Annotated in this window: 17 protein-coding genes; 10 read left to right on the forward strand and 7 right to left on the reverse strand. The window is 73.7% G+C overall.

All coding sequences use genetic code 11. The features are described from left to right. Nucleotides 1-17: 17 nt before the first annotated feature. The 3 genes from M1O15_RS29695 (at nucleotide 18) to M1O15_RS29705 (ending at nucleotide 2,719) form a co-directional block, all read left to right on the forward strand. Nucleotides 18-779: an SDR family NAD(P)-dependent oxidoreductase gene (locus tag M1O15_RS29695; protein ID WP_248637316.1), complete on the forward strand. Its 762-nt coding sequence runs from the start codon at nucleotides 18-20 to the stop codon at nucleotides 777-779. A 139-nt stretch (nucleotides 780-918) separates the two neighbouring features. Beyond that, nucleotides 919-2,022 carry a threonine aldolase family protein gene (locus M1O15_RS29700; protein ID WP_248637317.1) on the forward strand — a complete coding sequence of 368 codons (1,104 nt, stop codon included), beginning with the start codon at nucleotides 919-921 and terminating at the stop codon, nucleotides 2,020-2,022. A 94-nt stretch (nucleotides 2,023-2,116) separates the two neighbouring features. Continuing rightward, on the forward strand, nucleotides 2,117-2,719 hold the full coding sequence (locus M1O15_RS29705) for a transglutaminase domain-containing protein (RefSeq protein WP_248637318.1): 603 nt from the start codon (nucleotides 2,117-2,119) through the stop codon (nucleotides 2,717-2,719). 62 nt (nucleotides 2,720-2,781) lie between these two features. Here M1O15_RS29705 and M1O15_RS29710 read toward each other — a convergent pair whose 3' ends face one another. After that, nucleotides 2,782-3,504, reverse strand: a complete 723-nt coding sequence (locus M1O15_RS29710) for a lysophospholipid acyltransferase family protein (protein WP_248637319.1) — start codon at nucleotides 3,502-3,504, stop codon at nucleotides 2,782-2,784. 475 nt (nucleotides 3,505-3,979) lie between these two features. Between M1O15_RS29710 and M1O15_RS29715 the strand changes: the two genes are divergently transcribed. The 5 genes from M1O15_RS29715 to M1O15_RS29735 all read left to right on the forward strand — a co-directional run bounded on the left by M1O15_RS29715 (nucleotide 3,980) and on the right by M1O15_RS29735 (nucleotide 8,841). Continuing rightward, nucleotides 3,980-4,321 carry a TlpA family protein disulfide reductase gene (locus M1O15_RS29715; protein ID WP_248637320.1) on the forward strand — a complete coding sequence of 114 codons (342 nt, stop codon included), beginning with the start codon at nucleotides 3,980-3,982 and terminating at the stop codon, nucleotides 4,319-4,321. A 337-nt stretch (nucleotides 4,322-4,658) separates the two neighbouring features. After that, entirely contained in the window at nucleotides 4,659-5,180 is a 522-nt protein-coding gene (locus M1O15_RS29720; RefSeq protein ID WP_248637321.1) for a flavin reductase family protein, read from the forward strand. A 248-nt stretch (nucleotides 5,181-5,428) separates the two neighbouring features. After that, a complete protein-coding gene (locus tag M1O15_RS29725; protein ID WP_248637322.1) occupies nucleotides 5,429-6,214 on the forward strand; it encodes an electron transfer flavoprotein subunit beta/FixA family protein in 786 nt (261 codons plus the stop codon). Between the two features lie 90 nt (nucleotides 6,215-6,304). Then, nucleotides 6,305-7,267: an electron transfer flavoprotein subunit alpha/FixB family protein gene (locus M1O15_RS29730; protein WP_248637323.1), complete on the forward strand. Its 963-nt coding sequence runs from the start codon at nucleotides 6,305-6,307 to the stop codon at nucleotides 7,265-7,267. Between the two features lie 275 nt (nucleotides 7,268-7,542). Beyond that, nucleotides 7,543-8,841, forward strand: a complete 1,299-nt coding sequence (locus M1O15_RS29735; protein ID WP_248637324.1) for a DUF6986 family protein — start codon at nucleotides 7,543-7,545, stop codon at nucleotides 8,839-8,841. A 204-nt stretch (nucleotides 8,842-9,045) separates the two neighbouring features. Here M1O15_RS29735 and M1O15_RS29740 read toward each other — a convergent pair whose 3' ends face one another. After that, entirely contained in the window at nucleotides 9,046-10,080 is a 1,035-nt protein-coding gene (locus M1O15_RS29740) for a LacI family DNA-binding transcriptional regulator (RefSeq protein WP_248637325.1), read from the reverse strand. Between the two features lie 188 nt (nucleotides 10,081-10,268). Between M1O15_RS29740 and M1O15_RS29745 the strand changes: the two genes are divergently transcribed. After that, the gene (locus M1O15_RS29745; protein ID WP_248637326.1) at nucleotides 10,269-11,246 is read left to right on the forward strand and encodes an ROK family protein; all 978 of its coding nucleotides are present in this window, start codon (nucleotides 10,269-10,271) and stop codon (nucleotides 11,244-11,246) included. A 1,001-nt stretch (nucleotides 11,247-12,247) separates the two neighbouring features. Here the strand turns inward: M1O15_RS29745 and M1O15_RS29750 are convergent. Then, on the reverse strand, nucleotides 12,248-12,430 hold the full coding sequence (locus tag M1O15_RS29750) for a DUF8839 family protein (RefSeq protein ID WP_248637327.1): 183 nt from the start codon (nucleotides 12,428-12,430) through the stop codon (nucleotides 12,248-12,250). Between the two features lie 193 nt (nucleotides 12,431-12,623). On the opposite strand from M1O15_RS29750, the gene M1O15_RS29755 reads away from it, so the two are divergent. After that, on the forward strand, nucleotides 12,624-13,691 hold the full coding sequence (locus tag M1O15_RS29755; RefSeq protein ID WP_248637328.1) for an NUDIX hydrolase: 1,068 nt from the start codon (nucleotides 12,624-12,626) through the stop codon (nucleotides 13,689-13,691). A gap of 196 nt (nucleotides 13,692-13,887) precedes the next feature. Here M1O15_RS29755 and M1O15_RS29760 read toward each other — a convergent pair whose 3' ends face one another. The 4 genes from M1O15_RS29760 to M1O15_RS29775 form a co-directional block, all read right to left on the reverse strand. Continuing rightward, nucleotides 13,888-14,214, reverse strand: coding sequence for a DUF1048 domain-containing protein (locus M1O15_RS29760; protein ID WP_248637329.1), 327 nt, complete (start codon nucleotides 14,212-14,214; stop codon nucleotides 13,888-13,890). Between the two features lies 1 nt (nucleotide 14,215). Further along, on the reverse strand, nucleotides 14,216-14,572 hold the full coding sequence (locus tag M1O15_RS29765) for a DUF1048 domain-containing protein (RefSeq protein ID WP_248637330.1): 357 nt from the start codon (nucleotides 14,570-14,572) through the stop codon (nucleotides 14,216-14,218). Then, entirely contained in the window at nucleotides 14,569-14,895 is a 327-nt protein-coding gene (locus M1O15_RS29770) for a PadR family transcriptional regulator (protein WP_248637331.1), read from the reverse strand. The genes M1O15_RS29765 and M1O15_RS29770 overlap by 4 nt, the downstream gene beginning before the upstream one ends. Nucleotides 14,896-15,000: 105 nt before the next feature. Further along, nucleotides 15,001-15,660, reverse strand: a complete 660-nt coding sequence (locus M1O15_RS29775; protein WP_248637336.1) for an MBL fold metallo-hydrolase — start codon at nucleotides 15,658-15,660, stop codon at nucleotides 15,001-15,003. Nucleotides 15,661-15,885 lie beyond the last annotated feature (225 nt).

Consider the following 15,885-nt stretch of genomic DNA (forward strand, 5'->3'; position numbering starts at 1 on the left):
CGGAGGAGGCGACGGCGATGACGGGCAAGGGCGAGACGAGCGGAGTGCTGGACGGCGCGGTGATCGCGGTGGCCGGAGCCGCCGGACCGGCCGGACGCGCCGCGCTGCTGCGGCTGGCCGAGGCCGGGGCCACCGTGGTCGGCGCCGACGCCGACCCCGCGCGGCTGGCCGAGGCGGTGGACGCCGCCCGCTACGCGCACGGCGGGGCCACCGTCACCGGCGACACCGTCGACCTGCTCGACCTGGCCGCCACCCGCGAGTGGGCGGACAAGACCGAGAAGGAGTTCGGCCGCATCGACGGGCTGGTCCACCTGGTGGGCGGCTGGCGCGGCTCCTCCTCCTTCCCGGAGACCGACCTGTCCCACTGGACGCTGCTGGAGAAGCTGCTGGTCAAGACCGTCCAGCACACCACCCTCGCCTTCCATGACCCGCTGCTGCGCAGCGACCGCGGACGGTATGTGCTGGTCAGCGCCGCGGGCGCGAGCAAGCCCACCGCCGGCAACGCCGCGTACGGGGCCGCCAAGGCCGCCGCCGAGGCCTGGACCCTCGCCCTCGGCGACGCCTTCCGCAAGGCGGGCGGCGAGCAGGGCCCGAAGGCCGCCGCCACCGTCCTGGTCATCAAGGCCCTGGTGCACGACGCCATGCGCGCCGAACGCCCCCACGCCAAGTTCGCCGGCTTCACCGACGTCGGCGAGCTGGCCGAGCGGATCGCCGGGATCTGGGACCGGCCCGCCGCGGACGTCAACGCCCAGCGCGTATGGCTGACCCCGCAGCCCTGACCCACCCGGCACCGGCCCCGGCGCCGGGGCCGCCCCCGCGAGGGAGCGGCCCCGGCGCCCCCGCCCGTCCGCCGTACCGCCCCGTCGACCGGGGACCCCTCGACCGAGCCGTGACCGACCAAGCTTGGACCGCCACGCCGTGAGCCATCCCGCACAGCCCGCACCCACCGCGCACCCCGCGAAGACCGACGCCCGCCGGCGCCACGACCCGGCCGTCCGGGGCTTCGCCAGCGACAACTACGCCGGCGCCCATCCCGAGGTGCTCGCCGCCGTCGCGCTCGCCAACGGCGGCCACCAGGTCGCCTACGGCGAGGACGAGTACACCGACCACCTCCAGCGGGTCATGCACAGCCACTTCGGCCCCACCGCCGAGACCTTCCCGGTCTTCAACGGCACCGGCGCCAACGTCACCGCCCTCCAGGCGCTCACCGACCGCTGGGGCGCCGTGGTCTGCGCCGAGTCCGCCCACATCAACGTGGACGAGGGCGGCGCGCCCGAGCGGATGGCCGGGCTCAAGCTGCTCACCGTGCCCACCCCGGACGGCAAGCTCACCCCCGAGCTGATCGACCGGCAGGCCTGGGGCTTCGACGACGAGCACCGCGCCATGCCGCAGGTCGTCTCGATCACCCAGAACACCGAGCTCGGCACCGTCTACACGGTGGACGAGATCCGCGCCATCGTGGAGCACGCCCACGGCCTCGGCATGAAGGTGCACCTGGACGGCGCCCGCATCGCCAACGCGGCCGCCTCGCTGAACGTCCCCATGCGGGCGTTCACCAACGCCGTCGGCGTGGACGTGCTCTCCTACGGCGGCACCAAGAACGGGCTGCTCTTCGGCGAGGCGATCGTCGTCCTCGACCCGGCTGTCGCCCGCCATATGAAGCACCTGCGCAAGATGTCGATGCAGCTCGCCTCCAAGATGCGCTTCCTGTCCGTGCAGTTCGAAGCGCTGCTCGCCAAGGACCTCTGGCTGCGCAACGCCCGGCACGCCAACGCCATGGCGCAGCGCCTCGCCGAGGGCGTACGGGCGGTGGACGGGGTGGAGATCCTCTACCCGGTGCAGGCCAACGCCGTCTTCGCGCGGCTGCCGCACCAGGTCACCCGCCGGCTCCAGGAGCGCTTCCGCTTCTACTTCTGGGACGAGACGGCCGGCGACGTCCGCTGGATGTGCTCCTTCGACACCACCGAGGACGACGTGGACGCCTTCCTGCTCGCCCTCAAGGAGGAGATGGCCCGCGGCTGAGCGGCCCACCGCGCACGCTCGAAGCAGCGCATAACCATACGGCCGACCGGAAGACCATTGGCATCCGGTCGGCCGTTCCCCTACCGTCGCTGCCATGCGACTCGTCCAGCGGGGCCCGGACCTCTCCGCCTGTCTCGCCGCGGACGAGGCCGTCGACCATGACCACCCGCGGGTACGCGAGGCGGCCGACCGCCTCGCCGTCCGGCACCCCGGCATCCTCGCGTACGCCGAGGCCGCCTTCACCTTCGTCCGCGACGCCATCGGGCACTCCATGGACACCGGCGACCCCCGCGTCACCTGGCGCGCCTCCGACGCCATCGGGCAGCGCACCGGCATCTGCCACGCCAAGGCGCATGCCCTGGCCGCCCTGCTGCGGGCCCGCGCCCTCCCCGCCGCCCTCTGCTACCAGACCTTCCCCACCGTCCACGGACTGGTCGCGGTACGGCTCCCCGGCGGGAGGGAGTGGATACGCCAGGACCCGCGCGGAGGAGCCGCCGGCAGCGCCGCGCGCTTCTCGGCCGACCGGGAGCGGCCGGCGTTCACCGTACGGCCCGAGGCCGGCGAGGCGGACCACCCGCTGCTGTACGCCGCGCCCCACCCGGCCGTGCTGCGCGCCCTGCGCTCCGCCCGGGACCGGGCCCACCTGGAGACCCTGCTGCCCCGGGGCCTGGACGCGGACGACCCCGCCGTACGGTGACGGCGGGGTCGCTCGATATGCGCTCGCGGCGGCGAGGGGCCCGGCCCCGGCCACTGCCTGGCTCAGGTGGCCTCGCGGACCTCCGCCGGCGTGGGCGCCGTACCGCCCAGATGGGCCGGCACCCACCAGGTGTCCCCGGTGTCCTTCGGGCGCACCGGGTAGGCCCGCTGGGCGGCCTCCAGCAGCTCCTGCACCCGCTCCCGCAGCCGCCGGGTGATCGCGCCCGCGTACTGGTCCGTGGGCGCCTCCACGGCCTCGCCGACGCGGATGGTCACCGGGATGTGCTGGCGCTTGAAGTTGCGCGGCCGCCCCTTGGTCCACAGCCGCTGGGTGCCCCACAGGGCCATCGGCACCAGCGGCACCCCGGCCTCCTGGGCCAGCCGGGCCGCACCCGACTTGAAGCTCTTCAGGGTGAAGGACTGGGAGATGGTCGCCTCCGGGAACACCCCGACGATCTCGCCGGAGCGCAGCGACTCCAGCGCGTGCCGGTAGGCGGCCTCGCCCTGCGCGCGGTCGACCGGGATGTGCTTCATCCCGCGCATCAGCGGCCCGGAGATCCGGTGCCGGAAGACCGAGTCCTTGGCCATGAACCGCACCAGGCGCTTTTGCGGCAGCGCCGCCAGCCCTGTGAAGATGAAGTCCAGATAGCTGATGTGGTTGCTGACCAGCACCGCACCGCCCCGGCGCGGGATGTTCTCCGCGCCCTGTACGTCGATCTTCAGGTCCAGCGCCTTGAACAGGGTGAGTGCGGCGCCGACGACCGGCCGATAGACGAGCTCTGCCATCTGGAGATGACCCTTCTGGTGATGGGCACTGGGGAGGGTTCTCCCGGTGGAGGTTACGCAGGCGTAGGTACCCCGCGTTGGGCCGATCGTGCACCATGGCGGCCATACAGGCCAGCCCTGGTGACTCCGGAGAGCGAGATTCTCGTCACGTTGTGGCGGAGTGTGACCACGGGAGTGCCGGGAACGGCGGGGAAGGAGAGCGATGGCGGTACGGGACGGAAGCGGCGAACCGCGCGGGCGCGGGGAGCGGATGCCGGGCGCACACCCGCCCGCCCGACCTGACGTGGTACGGCCACCGGCCGTCGACAACCCCGGCGACCCGCACCCCGGCCTCGACCGCCCGAGCCCGGGGCCTGACCGGTCGACCTCGGCCCCGGACCGGCTGCCCCCGGAGCCGGACCGCTCGACGCCGGGGCCGGACCGGACACGTGGGATGCCGGACCGGCCGGGTGGGGTGCCGTACCGGACAAGTGGGATGCCGCACCGGCCGGGTGGGGTGCCGGACCGGCTGGGCGCGGCCGAGCTCGGCGCGCAGCCGGGGGAGCGGGCCACCCTGGTGCAGTTCTCCACCGCCTTCTGCCAGCCGTGCCGCGCCACCCGCCGGGTGCTGGCCGGGGTCGCCGCCATGGTCGAGGGCGTGGCGCACATCGAGATCGACGCCGAGCGGGAGCTCGACCTGGTCCGCGCGCTGGGCATCGCCCGTACCCCCACCACCCTCGTCCTGGACGCCGCCGGGCGGATCGTGCGGCGGGCCGAGGGGCAGCCGCGCACCGCCGAGGTCGTCGCCGCGCTCGGTGCCGCCGTCACCGCCGGCTGACCCCGCAAGGCCCCCGGGTGGCCTCTGGGGTGTGCCATCCGGCCGCTGAGGTGCGCCGGGTCCGCGTGATGTCCGTCGCACCCCCGCTGACGTGCGGTGATGCATCTCGCATCGGTCCGGGCGCCCTTGACTGCGCCCGTGTCGCGCGGACAGGCTGGCGCCGTGGCCAGGAAACTGCTTCTCCGCCGGCGGGTCCATGTCGACCTTCTCCGTACCGCCAGCGCGCGCTGTCCGGACTGAAACCGCGCACACCCGCTCGGCCCGCCCGGCCGACGGGTGGCCGACAGCCCCGGACCCCGCCCGCGCCCGACGCGGCCCGACGCAGAAGGACGACTCCATGACGGTCCAGCCGGACCTCGCCACCTCCCATGCCCGCCACCCCGCCTCACCCGCGCTGCTCCGCTCCGCCTTCCGGCGGCACGCCGCCGGGGTCGCCGTCGTCACCGCTTCGGGCGCACGGCCGGTGGGATTCACCGCCACCTCGGTGACCTCCGTCTCCGCCGAACCGCCGATGGTCTCCTTCGGCGTGGGCACCGGCTCCTCCAGCTGGCCCGCCCTCGCCGAGGCCGAGTACGTGGGCGTGCACATCCTGGCCGAGGACCAGCGGGAGCTGGCGGCCACCTTCGCCCGCAGCGGCGCCGACCGCTTCGCCCCGCCCACCCGCTGGTCCACCGGCCCGCACGGTGTGCCGGTGCTCGACGGGGTGCCGGCCTGGCTGGTGTGCCGGGTGGTGGCGCTGGTCCCGGCCGGCGACCACCGGCTGGTGCTGGCCGAGGTGGTGGTCGGCGGCCTCGACGAGGAGCCGGGCGGACCCCCGCTCGTCTACCACCAGGGCCGCTTCCGCGGTCTGCGGGACTGACCGCAAAAGCCCGGCCGGACCGGGCGGGACCGCCTGGCACCGGCCGACCGGGACCGCCCGGCTCCGGTTACGGAGCGTAATTCAGGTCACAGTGCAAAGCGCTTGCTCAGCGGGTACGGAGTGGATGTACTGGCGAGTAATATTTTCGGCGGCGGCACCCTCCGCCCCGAGCGGAAACCGCCCGATCAGGCGCCTATGCTGCCTGCAAGAAGGCAGCTCAGTTAAGACGATGCAGTAGGAGAGCCGGCGTGAGCTTGAGGATCGTTGTCTGTGTGAAGTACGTGCCCGACGCCACCGGCGACCGGCACTTCGCCGATGACCTGACCGTCGACCGGGACGACGTCGACGGCCTGCTGTCGGAGCTCGACGAGTACGCGGTCGAGCAGGCCCTGCAGATCGCCGACGAGGCCGACGACGCGGAGATCACCGTGCTCACGGTGGGCCCCGAGGACGCCAAGGACGCGCTGCGCAAGGCGCTGTCCATGGGTGCCGACAAGGCCGTCCACGTCGAGGACGACGACCTCCACGGCTCCGACGTCATGGGCACCTCCCTGGTGCTCGCCAAGGCGATCGAGAAGACCGGTTACGACCTGGTCATCTGCGGTATGGCCTCCACCGACGGTGTGATGGGCGTGCTGCCCGCGATCCTCGCCGAGCGCCTGGGCGTCCCGCAGGTCACCCTGCTCTCCGAGGTCAGCGTCGAGGACGGCACCGTCACCGGCCGCCGGGACGGCGACACCGCCTCCGAGCAGCTCCAGGCGTCCCTGCCGGCCGTCGTCTCCGTGACGGACCAGTCGGGCGAGGCCCGCTACCCGTCCTTCAAGGGCATCATGGCCGCCAAGAAGAAGCCGGTGGAGTCTCTGGACCTGGACGACCTCGACCTCGACGCCGAGCTCGTCGGCCTGGAGGGCGCCTGGACCAAGGTCGACTCCGCGGACGAGCGTCCGGCCCGCACCGCCGGCACGATCGTCAAGGACGAGGGCGAGGGCGGCAAGCAGCTGGCCGAGTTCCTGGCGGGTCAGAAGTTCATCTGATCCCCGCCCCGGCCGGCCCGGAGCCCCGCACCGGCTCCGGCCGCGCACCCGCCCCCCTTCACACGTCGCAAGCAGGAGAGAAGAAGTCCCATGGCTGAAGTCCTCGTCTACGTCGACCACGTGGACGGCGCCGTCCGCAAGCCGACCCTGGAGCTGCTGACCCTCGCCCGCCGCGTCGGCGACCCGGTCGCCGTCGCGCTCGGCGCCGGCGCCGAGGCCACCGCCGCCGTGCTCGGTGAGCACGGCGCGGTCAAGGTCCTCACCGCCGACGCCCCCGAGTTCGCCGACTACCTCGTGGTACCGAAGGTCGACGCGCTCCAGGCCGCCCACGAGGCCGTCTCCCCGGTCGCCGTACTGGTCCCCTCCTCCACCGAGGGCAAGGAGATCGCCGCCCGCCTCGCCGTCCGCATCGGCTCCGGCATCATCACCGACGCCGTGGACCTTGAGTCCGGCGCCGAGGGCCCGGTGGCCACCCAGTCGGTGTTCGCCGCCTCCTTCACCACCAAGTCCCGTGTCTCCAAGGGCACCCCGGTCATCACGGTCAAGCCGAACTCGGCCGCCGTGGAGGCCGCCCCCGCCGCGGGCGCGGTGGAGGCCCTGTCGGTGTCCTTCTCCGACCAGGCCACCGGCACCAAGGTCGTCGGCCGCACCCCGCGCGAGTCCACCGGCCGCCCGGAGCTGACCGAGGCCGCGATCGTGGTCTCCGGCGGCCGCGGGGTCAACGGCGCCGAGAACTTCTCGATCATCGAGGAGCTCGCCGACTCGCTCGGCGCGGCCGTCGGCGCCTCCCGCGCCGCCGTGGACGCCGGCTGGTACCCGCACACCAACCAGGTCGGCCAGACCGGCAAGTCGGTCTCCCCGCAGCTGTACGTCGCCACCGGCATCTCCGGCGCCATCCAGCACCGGGCCGGCATGCAGACCTCCAAGACGATCGTCGCCGTCAACAAGGACGCCGAGGCGCCGATCTTCGACCTGGTCGACTACGGCGTGGTCGGCGACCTCTTCGAGGTCGTCCCGCAGCTGACCCAGGAGGTCAAGTCCCGCAAGGGCTGACCCGCACGGCTTCATCGACGGTCCGGGGGCCGCGCGGCGCACTGCGCCACGCGGCCCCCGGCCGTTTCCCCCGGCCCCCCACCCTCACCGCCGCCCCCGGTCGCCGCTCAAGACACCCATTGACGCAGCTCACAGCGGATACTAACTTCACCATACGGACTACTGATTCCGCCCAGCGGAAAGCATGCCACCCCAGGCATGCGGTCGGCAGGCGCAGACAGCACGGCCCCGCGAGGACAATGAGCAGCGGCGGCGGCACGGAGAAGGGTGTGGGAATGGGTCAGCAGGAGAAGCCGGCGACGAGCCTGACCGGAGCGGTCAGCGAGGAGATCAGCGCCTCCCTCGCCCCGGTGGACGAGGAGCTCGCCCGCCGCTACCCCGGCGACCCCGGCACCCGGCAGCCGGTCCACACCGTCTACGTCCCCGGCGACGCCTTCGCAGCCGACACCACCCGCTCCTGGGGTGACGCCGCCCTCGCCGCCCTGGACGAGCACGCCCCCGACGCCGGCACCCTCGCCGCCGTCCTCGGCCTGCCCGGCGCACTCGCCGACGACATCCACACCCGCGTCCGCGCCAAACTGGAACGCGAACCCGTCGAAGACCTGCGGGTCGACTTCGAGGACGGCTACACCCCCGCGTCCCCCGACGACGAGGACGGCCACGCCGCCCGCGCCGCCCGGCTGATCGCCGAGGCCCACGCCGCCGGCACCGCCGCCCCGTACATGGGCATCCGCATGAAGTGCATGGAAGCCGCCGTACGCGACCGCGGCATCCGCACCCTCGACATCTTCCTCACCGGCCTGATGGAGGCCGGCGGCCTGCCCGAGGGGCTGGTCCTCACCCTGCCCAAGGTCACCTACCCCCAGCAGGTCACCGCGATGGTCCGGCTCCTGGAGCAGTTCGAGAAGGCCCGCGGCCTCGCACCCGGCCGGATCGGCTTCGAGATCCAGATCGAGACCAGCCAGTCCATCCTGGCCGCCGACGGCACCGCCGCCGTCGCCCGCATGATCGACGCCGCCGAGGGCCGCGCCACCGGCCTCCACTACGGCACCTTCGACTACAGCGCCTGCCTCGGCGTCTCCGCCGCGTACCAGGCCAGCGACCACCCCGCCGCCGACCACGCCAAGGCGATCATGCAGGTCGCCGCCGCCGGCACCGGCGTACGCGTCTCCGACGGCTCCACCAACGTGCTGCCCGTCGGCACCACCGAGAAGGTCCACGACGCCTGGCGGCTCCACTACGGCCTCACCCGCCGCGCCCTGGCCCGCGCCTACTACCAGGGCTGGGACATGCACCCGGGCCACCTGCCCACCCGGTACGCCGCCGTCTTCGCCTTCTACCGCGAGGGCTTCGAGCAGGCCGCCGCCCGCCTGGCCGCCTACGCCAACCGGGCCGGCGGCGACGTCATGGACGAGCCCGCCACCGCCAAGGCCCTCAGCTCCTACCTGCTGCGCGGCATCGACTGCGGCGCCCTCGACACCGCCGAAGTCGCCCGGCACACCGGCCTCACCCGCGCCGACCTCGACGCCTTCGCCGCCCCCCGCCGCGCCGAACTGACCACCCACACCCGCTGACCGCCGCCCCCCAGCCCCTCCCCGCGCCGAGGGAGGGGCACACGGCCCCTCGCCCCCGTCAGCCGAGGTCCGCAGCAGCCATCAGCCGACGCCCGTCAGCCGCCGACCGGTCACCGTCATTGGGGGCAGGGGAGCAGCCGTCAACCGGCGCCCGCGACAGCCGCCGTGATCGCGGCCTCCGCAGCCCCGCATCCCCGGCAGCCGTCAGTCCTCCGCCGGCGGCACCTCGCCCGAACCCCGCGCATGCAGCACCGTGGGCAGCTCCGTACGCGACGGGGCGTCATCGAAGCCCTCCAGCCGCCGGAACAGCCGCTCCGCCGCCGTACGGCCCAGCGCCGCCGCGTCCTGCGCCACCACGGTGATGCCGAGCAGATCCGCCAGCTCGATGTCGTCGAACCCCACCAGGGCCACCGGGCGCTCCCACTCCGCCAGGAGCCGCACCACGGTCACCGTCACCCGGTTGTTCCCCGCGAACAGCGCCGTCACCGGCTCCGGACCGGAGAGCATCGCCGCGGCCGCCTCCCGCACCCGCTCCGGATCGGTCGGACCCAGCGACACCCAGCCGTCCGCCACCGGCAGCTCCGCGTCCTCCATCGCCGCCCGGTAGCCCCGCAACCGCTCCACCGCCGTATGGATCCGCGGCAGGTCGCCGATGAAGCCGATCCGCCGGTGGCCGCCCGCGATCAGATGCGCCACCCCCTGCCGGGCGCCGCCGAAGCTGTCGGTGAGCACCGCGTCCGCCTCGATCCGCCCCGCCGGGCGGTCCACGAAGACCGTGGCCACCCCGGCCCGTATCTCCGGCTCCAGATAGCGGTGGTCCGACCCGGCCGGGATCACGATCAGCCCGTCCACCCGGCGCGCGCACAGCGCGAGCGCCAACTCCCGCTCCCGCTCCGGGTCCTCCGCGCTGGAGCCGTTGATCAGCAGCGCCCCGTGCGCCCGGGCCACCTCCTCCACGGCCCGGCTGAGCGGCCCGTAGAACGGGTCGGCCAGGTCCTCCAGCACCAGCCCCACCGTGGCGGTGCGGCCCTTGCGCAGCACCCGGGCGCTGTCGTTGCGCCGGAAGCCCAGCGCCTCGATGGCCTCCTGCACCCGGCGCTCGGTGTCCTGGGTGACCCCCGCCTCGCCGTTGACCACCCGGGACACCGTCTTGAGCCCGACGCCCGCGCGCGCGGCCACATCCTTCATGGTCGGTCGGCTGCCGTAGCGGGAGGTGGAGCGGCGGACGGTCTCGGCCACGGTGCGCTGTCCTGTCGTGTCGTGTCATCGGCGGTGTGGCTCGAAGCATAGGCCCTGGACAACGTTGTCAGGAGAAGCGAGACTGACGGTACCGTTCTCCATTGATCACCGCAGGCTCCTCGGGGCGAACCGGACTACCGCCCTCCGGTGCCCTCGCACCGACTTCACCCATCGGGGGACCCGACATCATGCATTCCGAGCTCGTCGCCGCGCTGGACATCGGCGGCACCAAGATCGCCGGCGCGCTGGTGGACGGCGCCGGCGGGATCCTCGTCCGGGCGCAGCGGCCGACCCCGGCCGGGGAGAGCGGCGAGACCGTCGCCCGTGCGGTCGAGGCGGTGCTCGCCGAGCTCACCGCCTCCCCGCTCTGGCCGGACGTCCGGGCGGTGGGAATCGGCAGCGCGGGGCCGGTGGACGCCTCCGCTGGCACGGTCAGCCCGGTCAACGTGCCCGCCTGGCGGAACTTCCCGCTGGTGGAGCGGGTCCACCGGGCGGCCGGTGGCCGGCTGCCGGTGCGGCTGGTCGGTGACGGGGTGGCGATCGCCGCGGCCGAGCACTGGCTGGGCGCCGCCCGCGGCCATGACAACGCGCTCTGCATGGTGGTGTCCACCGGCGTGGGCGGCGGGCTGGTCCTGGGCGGCCGCCTCCACCCCGGGCCCACGGGCAACGCCGGGCACATCGGCCACATCAGCGTCGACCTCGACGGCGAGCGGTGCCCCTGCGGCGGCCGCGGCTGCGTCGAACGGATCGCCAGCGGCCCGCACATCGCCCGCCGCGCCCTGGAGAACGGCTGGCGCCCCGGCCCGGACGGCGACACCACCGCCGCCGGGGTGGCCGCCGCCGCCCGCGCCGGCGACCCGGTGGCCCTGGCCTCCTTCGAACGCGCCGCGCAGGCCCTGGCCGCCGGTATCGCCGCGACGGCCACCCTGGTCGAGATCGACATCGCGGTGGTCGGCGGGGGAGTCGCGGGCGCCGGCGATGTGCTCTTCACCCCGCTGCGGCGCGCCCTGCGCGACTACGCCACCCTCTCCTTCGTCCGCGACCTGTCCGTCGCTCCCGCCCGCACCGGCACCGACGCCGGCCTCCTCGGCGCCGCAGCCGCCGCCACCGCGCACCGAGACCCCCACCCCGGCCTGCCCGCCGGCGTAGGCGGCCTCACCGGCTGACCCCGCCCCGAGCCGACTCAGCGAGCCGGCTCGGCGAGCCCACTCAGCCCACCCGCGCCGCGACTCCCCGGTCTGGGCCCGGTCCTGCTGGTTGGGCGACCCTGAGGCCCGGATCCTGCTGTTTGGCGCCCCTGTGCCCGGCGCCCGCTTGGCCGGCGATCCTTAAGTCCGGGTCCTGCTCTCCGGCGGCCCTGGGCCCGGGGTCCGCTCGGCAGGCAACCTTGAGCCCGGGGCCCGCTCTCCGGCGGCCCCGGGGCCCCAGGCCGTGCTCTTCGGCCACCCCGGGCCCCGGGGCCCTGCTCCCACCGCCCGTAGGCGGGCCCCGGCCGCGCGGCCGTACTCGGGGATCCTGGGCTCGGGTCACGCCATTTGGTGACGCTCGGGCCCAGGGCCTGCACTTTGGCGACCTTGGGCCTAGGGCCTGAGCGTAAGCGCCGAACTCTTCGGTGACCCTGAGCCCTGGGCACCCCTCTTCGGCGCCGCCGGGCCCGGGTCCCGCGTTCCGGCGGCCCCGGGGCCCGGCCCTGCTTCCGGCGGTGCTCAGGCCTGGTACTGCTCTTCAGCGGCCTCGGGCCCGGGCGCCGCTTTCCGGCGGCCCTGAGCCCCGGCCCTGCTTCCGGCGGTGCTGAGCCCGGGTCATGCTCTTCAACGGTCCTGGGCCCGGGCGCCGCTTTCCGGCGGCCCCGGGCTGGGGTACCGCTTTTCGGCGGCCTCGGGCTCGGGCATTGCTTTCCCGGCTCTCCTGCGGTCCTAGGACCGGGGTCCCCCGGGGCTTGCTCTTCAGCGACCTGAGGGCCTGGGTACCGCTTCTTCCTTCACTCGCCGATCGCCTTGCGGCTGGCCCCGCCCCTGGCACCCTCGTCCCTGCCTTTGCCGCCCTGCCGCTTCCTTCTCTCTCGGGCAACGAACTGAGGGGTGCCCGAAGTGCCCGATGAGCACGGATGGCGAGAGGTCGCCAAAGCGGAAGGGCGGCCGCCGGTAGGGGCGCGGGTGACGTGGGGTCAGCCCACGGCCGCGGCCGGTACCGCTTCTCGTTCGACGACGACCAGGAAGGCGTCGTTCTCCAGGTCCATGACGACCTTGGCGGCCATTCCCTCGTCCCGGCAGGCCCGGGCCATCTCCTCCGCGGGCCAGCTGCCCCTCGGGCCTCCAGCCGGGAACTTCTCCATCACCGTACGCAGCATCCCGCACCCCCTGTGGTGCTCGATCCACTCCTGAGGCCGTGCTAACGACGCTTGTTCCCCCGGCGTTACGGCTCACGCCGGCATCTCGACATACCGTCGCAGTCTTTTGGCGGGCGACCGGCGCGTGACGGCGCGGGTTTCCGTGGCAGGGTGTTGCGGGCAAGCCTCTGGGGGCTACCGAAGAGGGGGAACCGTGATCATCTGGATCAACGGTGCGTTTGGTGCCGGGAAGACTAGTGCCGCCCGTGAACTGGTCGAGTTGATCCCGGACAGCACCCTGTACGACCCCGAGGTCGTCGGCGGAGCACTGCGCCGGCTGCTGCCGCCCAAGCGGCTCGCCGAGGTGATGGACTACCAGGACCTGCCGATGTGGCGGCGGATGGTGGTGGACGCGGCCGCGGCCATGCTCGCCGAAGTGGGCGGCGTGCTCGTGGTGCCCATGACCCTGCTGCGCCAGGAGTACCGCGACGAGGTCTTCGGTGGGCTCGCCGCCCGGCGGATCCCGGTGCACCATGTGCTGCTCACGCCAGACGAAACGATCCTTCGCACCCGGATCGCCGACCGCGAGGTCCCACCCGGCGATCCCGAGACCGAGGAGCGGGTGCGCCAGTGGTCGGCCGACCACATCGAGCCCTACCGGGCCGCCCGGGACGGCTGGCTCGCGAGGGACGCCTACCCGGTGGACAACGGCCGGCTCACTCCCGCCGAGACCGCGCGCGCCATCGCCGACGCGGTGCGCGGGGGACAGGCAGGCGCATGCAGCATCGTGCAGACACCCGAGCCGACCGGCGAGACCCTGGCGGCCGGGGTGCTTCTCTTCGACGAACGGGACCGGGTGCTGCTGGTCGACCCGACCTACAAGCCGGGCTGGGAGTTCCCCGGCGGCGTCGTCGAGGCGGGCGAACCCCCGGCGCGCGCCGGGATGCGGGAGGTCACCGAGGAGATAGGGCTGCGCCTGGACACCGTGCCCCGGCTGCTGGTGGTCGACTGGGAGCGGCCGCGGCCTCCCGGTTACGGGGGACTGCGGCTGCTCTTCGACGGCGGCAGGATCGCCGCCGACCGCGCCGCACGACTGCTGCTGCCGGGCGCGGAACTGCGTGGCTGGCGGTTCGCCACCGAGAGCGAGGCGGCCGGAATGCTGCCGCCGGTCCGCTTCGAGCGGCTCCGCTGGGCCCTGCGGGCCCGGGAGAGCGGCACGGTGCTCAACCTGGAGGCGGGAGTCCCGGTCGGCATGGGGGAGTTGGTGCGCGATGTGGAATGACAGGTGCGGTTACGGGATCGAGGGGAGCGTCCTCCTGGGCGGCGGACGCTTCGGGGGCGCGGCGCGGTCGTCCAGGGGCCGTTCGGGACCTTCTCGACGGTAGCCCGCCGGTAGGCCTCCGGTGGTCCGGTCGGAGGGGTGGCGGTCGACGGTTACGCGGTGCCCTTGACGGCGGCCCGTACCCGGGCGGTGGGCGTCACTTCTCGTCCGGGCCGGGTTCCGGGCTGATGGATGCCTGGTAGACGTCCGCGTAGGTGGGGGAGTCCTTGACCAGGTCGTCGCAGAACGCGGCGACGTCGGTGCCGATGAGTTCCACCACTCCCTTGCCCGCGGCGGCGCCCTCCTCGAAGAAGTCGACGATCCCGGGGAGCAGGGGCCCGTCGGGCAGGCTGATCGGCCCGACCTTGAACAGGTACTTCCGCATCTCCGCGTAGACGATCCGGTAGTCCGGCGGGAGTGCCTTGACCCGGGCCGTGTGCGCCCGCCACTGTTTCTTGCCTTCGATGATGTCCTGGATGCCCACGTCAGCCTCCCAGCCGGCTCAGTTTCCTCGCGACGTTCCTGTTCAACTGCTCGCGCCACCGGTCGCGGTAGGTCCGGGCCCCTGCGCCGCCGGCCAGTGCGGTGCAGAAGCCCTGGATGTCCGCGCCGAGCACCTCGTGGACGCTCTGGCCGTCCGCCGCCGCTACTTCGAGCAGCCCCAGGGCGGAGTCGAGGATCGGCATCAGGTTGCGACCGGTGAAGTCCCCGTAGGGGAAGAGGTGGGCGATGATCTGGCCCCACGCCGCCCGGTGGTCGTCCGGCAGGACATCGGCCCGGGCCTCGAACGCCTTCCATTCCCTGGTGAGATCGCTGCCGGTGGCCTTCTCCCAGAAGTTCATCTGCCGCCCTCCTTGAGCCGGTCGATGCGTGATGAGAGGTACTGCCACTTCGCCCAGAACTTCGCGAGTTCCTCGCGGCCGGCGTCGTTGAGCGTGTAGAACTTGCGCGGCGGACCGATCCCGGAGGGTCGTTTCACCACCTGAACGAGCCCGTTCCGCTCCAGCCGCAGCAAGATGGTGTACACGGTCCCCTCGATGACATCGGCGAAGCCGAGCTCGTTCAGTCGGCGGGTGATGGCGTACCCGTAGGTCTCCTCGCTGCCGATGATTTCGAGCACGCACCCTTCGAGCGTGCCTTTCAACATCTCCGTCAGGTCGTCCATCGCGGATGCTCCTCAGCCGTCGGTACTACGTGCTGCCGAGTACCGCTATACGGTATCACTGAGTAGTGGGAGAGCGGCGGGGCGGGGGCCGGCGACGGCACGCTGCTAGGTCGCGTCCCGCTCGGCGGCCTCTCGCAGGGCGGCGGCGTCCGTGGTGAGGGGGTCGCCGTGGCCGAAGCAGACGGTGGTGGGGGCGAGTTGGGCGAAGAGCCGCATCGAGGCCCTGGCCCGCTCGCGGTCCACATGGAAGACACCGAGCCCCACCCGGCCCACCGAGGCCACCGTGTCACCGGTGAACAGCACGCCGTGGCGCGGCAGATGGACGGCGATGGACCCCTCGGTGTGGCCCGGGCCGTGCACCACCCGCGCCCCGTCGCCGAAGCCCAGTTCCTCCCCGTCCACCACCTCGCGGTCGACCCGGGTCGGCGGCGCCTCGGGGACGGTGAGCCCGTGCGCGTACAGCGGCACCTCCCAGTCCAGCAGGACCGGTTCGGGTACGGGAGCCTCACCCCGTACCACCGGGGCGTCGGCCGGGTGGGCCAGCACCTCGGCGCCGTACCGGGCGGCCAGCTCCCCGGCCGCGCCGACATGGTCGCGGTGGCAGTGGGTCAGCACGATCCGGCGCAGCGCCTCGGGGCGCAGTCCCCGGCCGCGTATCGCCGCCTCGATCGCCGGGGCCGCACCCGCCCACCCGGCGTCGATCAGCGTGAGGTCGTCGTCGGAGTCCCGCCACAGATAGGCCTGTCCGATGGGGAAGCGGAGCATCAGCAACTGGGGCAGCACCTCGACGCAGTCCGGGGCGGGGGAGGGGCCGGTTCCGGCGGTGGAGGGGGTCTCGGCGGTGGGGAAGGCGTCGTCAGGGGTCATGGGAGGGACGTTAGGAGCGGCGGGGGGGGGGGGGGGGGGGGGGGAGGGGGGGGGGGGGGGGGGGGGGGGGGGCGGGGGGGGGGGGGGGGGGGGGGGGGGGGGGGGGGGGGGGGGGGGGGGAGG

It is taken from the genome of Streptomyces lichenis (assembly GCF_023218175.1).
Lineage (GTDB): Bacteria > Actinomycetota > Actinomycetes > Streptomycetales > Streptomycetaceae > Streptomyces > Streptomyces lichenis.

Bases quoted from the DNA above. Each gene is read 5' to 3' on its own strand.
- M1O15_RS29775 (WP_248637336.1), bottom strand. From the start codon at position 15,660: ATGCTCCGCTTCCCCATCGGACAGGCCTATCTGTGGCGGGACTCCGAC.
- M1O15_RS29745 (WP_248637326.1), top strand. From the start codon at position 10,269: ATGCATTCCGAGCTCGTCGCCGCGCTGGACATCGGCGGCACCAAGATC.
- M1O15_RS29695 (WP_248637316.1), top strand. From the start codon at position 18: ATGACGGGCAAGGGCGAGACGAGCGGAGTGCTGGACGGCGCGGTGATC.
- M1O15_RS29765 (WP_248637330.1), bottom strand. From the start codon at position 14,572: ATGAACTTCTGGGAGAAGGCCACCGGCAGCGATCTCACCAGGGAATGG.
- M1O15_RS29730 (WP_248637323.1), top strand. From the start codon at position 6,305: ATGGCTGAAGTCCTCGTCTACGTCGACCACGTGGACGGCGCCGTCCGC.
- M1O15_RS29720 (WP_248637321.1), top strand. From the start codon at position 4,659: ATGACGGTCCAGCCGGACCTCGCCACCTCCCATGCCCGCCACCCCGCC.
- M1O15_RS29735 (WP_248637324.1), top strand. From the start codon at position 7,543: ATGGGTCAGCAGGAGAAGCCGGCGACGAGCCTGACCGGAGCGGTCAGC.
- M1O15_RS29750 (WP_248637327.1), bottom strand. From the start codon at position 12,430: ATGCTGCGTACGGTGATGGAGAAGTTCCCGGCTGGAGGCCCGAGGGGC.
- M1O15_RS29710 (WP_248637319.1), bottom strand. From the start codon at position 3,504: ATGGCAGAGCTCGTCTATCGGCCGGTCGTCGGCGCCGCACTCACCCTG.
- M1O15_RS29715 (WP_248637320.1), top strand. From the start codon at position 3,980: ATGCCGCACCGGCCGGGTGGGGTGCCGGACCGGCTGGGCGCGGCCGAG.
- M1O15_RS29770 (WP_248637331.1), bottom strand. From the start codon at position 14,895: ATGGACGACCTGACGGAGATGTTGAAAGGCACGCTCGAAGGGTGCGTG.
- M1O15_RS29705 (WP_248637318.1), top strand. From the start codon at position 2,117: ATGCGACTCGTCCAGCGGGGCCCGGACCTCTCCGCCTGTCTCGCCGCG.